This window comes from Candidatus Anaplasma sp. TIGMIC, assembly GCF_028204095.1.
Taxonomy (GTDB): Bacteria; Pseudomonadota; Alphaproteobacteria; order Rickettsiales; family Anaplasmataceae; genus Anaplasma.
On record NZ_JAQLOH010000055.1, the window covers coordinates 1 to 3,289 of the forward strand.

The 3,289-nt window shown below is 46.3% G+C and carries 1 protein-coding gene; it reads right to left on the reverse strand.

The annotated features are described in order from the left end of the window. Positions 1–2,293: hypothetical protein (locus PGW94_RS04425; protein ID WP_271759035.1), on the reverse strand; the 2,293-nt coding region annotated here is incomplete at its 3' end. Positions 2,294–3,289: the final 996 nt, after the last annotated feature.

Sequence of the window (3,289 nt, forward strand, 5' to 3'; positions counted from 1 at the left end):
AAGTACCACGTGAGACATGTAGCTCTGTATGTCCCTCTTGTACAGTGTGGAGGGATGGTGAATCAGGACAGCGAGTTGCCTCAGATCCCGTCCACTCGCTGTCCTGCCTTACGATATTCTCTGCATCAGCAGTTTCTTGAGTAGAATCGGCAAGATCGTTTGTTTTTGAGCTGTCAGCCAAATTTTTTACATCCTCAAGCAACTCTGTACTGTTCAACACAGCCCTGCATTTCAGAGTAAGCGTGACATCAGCATCATTGTCATTAGAAACGCCCTGCAGAAATTCACTATATGTGCCATGGTGTGAACCGTGCAGTTCCCATATATTCACTGTTCCCATAAACAGAGACGACGCCCCGCTATTATTAGTAATTCTGTACATAACCTCTGCACCACAAGCCTGAGATCCTACACATATGACAACGCGTGATATAACGCGATACATAGCGGCCATACCCACCCATGATCTACTCACTGATGTCCTACCATAGGTCAAGCCGAGTTCACTTTTCAATTTTCCTAGAAGTGACTTCAACAAATTTCCGACCAAATCCCTATGGTTATTCGCAAATACCCTGCGTGTAAAATATAAATCGTTTCTAGGTTGGATGCGACAAGTACTAAATACAAGAGACGTACTCTTCTGCGGCTGTGGGTAAGAACATACGTAAAATTTCTTCACATTTTTATATGCAGACGTCCACAAACATCTGCTTCCTTGCAAATGAGGCAGTTCGCATCCGTGCTCGTCAAGTAGGGCAATTTCCACCCTGCGCGTGCTAAGATTGAATAAGAACTTGCCCTTTTTTGATCCTCTGATCGCGTACTCTACCCTGAGCCTAGCGCTGGCAGAGTCTTCCTTATCTCCTATGCCTACTTTAAAGTCGCACTGCTCTTCGACTATAAGCTCTACATACTCACTTTTTCTCTCAAAACTCAAAGTGGGAAGATTGGGCTCCCAGTATTCTACGCGGGTTATCAGGCTTGAACCAACAACTGGTTTTATTGTCATGTCGGGTATGGAAGCAGACTTGACGAAACAGGTTTTGATAAAAGAGCCGATGCTTTCCAATTCGTTTTGAGAGTCTAAAGTGAGATAAGTATCGGCAAGCGCTACGAAAAGCTCTTTCAAAACGTGCCCCAATGCCTTTGAGCGTAGTGCCCGGGCCACTAGAAACTGCGCGAATTTATCTGGACTCTGTGCGATATCGTCGTGTGTTGGTACCGCAATACGGTCTAATGCGGGGTCGCCATCCTCAGAAGCGCAGATTTGATCAAACAGCACAGCAAACACATATGGAGAGCACCCATAGGAATCATCCCTGCAAAGGAGGAGATCTCTTGCGCTTACTATGTAGCCCATACCTTCTGTACTCGGTCTCTCTAGGAGCGACAAAGACATGCTATATGTAGTACTCTCCGTAGCCGAGATAGCCTTTTCTCTTTGGCAGCTTTCTTGTCGTTCACACCCTTGCATTGCTGCTATACCGCCTATGGGTACAGATTTTCTGGTATGTGGCAAGCTCGGTACGTTACGGTGAACTCCTAATGAGGTATTTATGTCTTTTTGAAGTCCTGAGCATCTAACCTTTTCATGCTTCCGTGACTTCAACTTCGGTAACTGTGACACCAGTCCAGAGGGGACTACACTACCGACGGACAGTTCCTTTCTGCGTATAGCGTGTTGCTTCTTGGAATGTGCAGGAACGTTCGACGGGGCATTTGCTACAAATTTCCTCTCGCCTTTGACACTAATGCGTGCGCCGATAATAGATGCATCCACATCATTTCCCTTTCTCAACGCGTCATGTGCAGACTTGCCGTTCAGAAAAAGATCATGTTGTGCACTGCCCGAAGACTTTATTCTATACGAGTCAATGCTTAAGGCTATTACGGCTTCATCAGACTTATGTGCATTGCTTTCGACCTTATACCTTATCTCATAGCAGCAACAGTAACCATCTGAGCATCCGGAGCCGTGGGTCAGCACACGACACGTTACCGTTCGCGACGCAAAACCGGACCCTGAAGTTTCTTCAGATAGCTCATTCTGTTCTGTGGACACGCTACCATAGTAAATGTCAAGAGGTTGATCACTCCTGTCCAAAGCCCTTGCAAGCAAAACTCTCACTACGCTGGCATTGTCCACAAGGCCGTCACGCACTAGTAACTGGGCATCTTCGGTGCACGGTACAATCTGATGCGACTCCTCCCTCACTTCCTCTACGCGCAGACTTGCGGGTACACTCCTCTGTCGGCTTTTGCAGAGATTCCTGCGATTTCGCTGTTTCACATTTGTACCTCACAAGTTCAGCGCGGCAAAAGTGCGCATGCCCGATCCTTTAACGGAGATCTACACAATTGCGACGCCCCGCTCTATAGTCTACGCTAAGTTGTGCAACTTTGCAGTTATAAGTGCAACGGTCGTCTACTGTAGAGTAATTTTAATACTATGTTCATTTTCGTAACTACTGAGTGTAGATCTTCCGCAACACAGAGCGCGAATAACATTGAGTACATTGCGAGGTGGAGTAACCAGAACACTGAAGCGCGGTACCTGTGCACTTCTTTCCAAGGATAGTCTCGTGTTTTTTCCTGTTCTGAGAAAGGCGCTGATCTTATGTGTCATTCGTCCATTCTTTTACGACTCCTGCGATTTGTAAGCAAGGTGTATGCGTACTCCGAGCTTGACCTGAGTTGCTTATCCTCGTCTTGTTTAGGACACCTCATGGGTGCATAAACCCTCCTATTCTATCTCCAAACCTACCTTGAAAAGTGCTACTATGAGGCATTGCCGGAAAGGTTTTGTAGCCTCAAGTGTGGTTAGAAAAAACAACCATAATGAAACATACGCCATTACCCGATATAAGTATGAGGTGCTTTGGTATGGCATTCCACTACGTGTTCACACTTGTACCGCAGAGTGGCAACACTAACCAACATGTATTACTGAGAGTGCAGAGTCATGGGTGTCAGTTGTTTCCTTGAATTCTGGGGTAGGAACAGTGAATGGCGTACAAGGAGACAGGGCCAAACGATCTTACATTAGGGATCGGTGCCTTCATGTGACCTGTGCTGCGGCGTCTAGCATTGATGTTTCAAGATGCAAGAATTCTCCTGTACCAGCGCCATATAATGCACAACGCCGATACTGCAGCTTGTCAAAATTACCCACGCCCATGTAATGTATGCTGAAGCTTAACGAATCTCTTGCATCAATATGTGACAAACCTTGCAAAGAGTGTGACTATGCCAGAATCGCGGCAACGATATGCGCAGTTTTATTGTT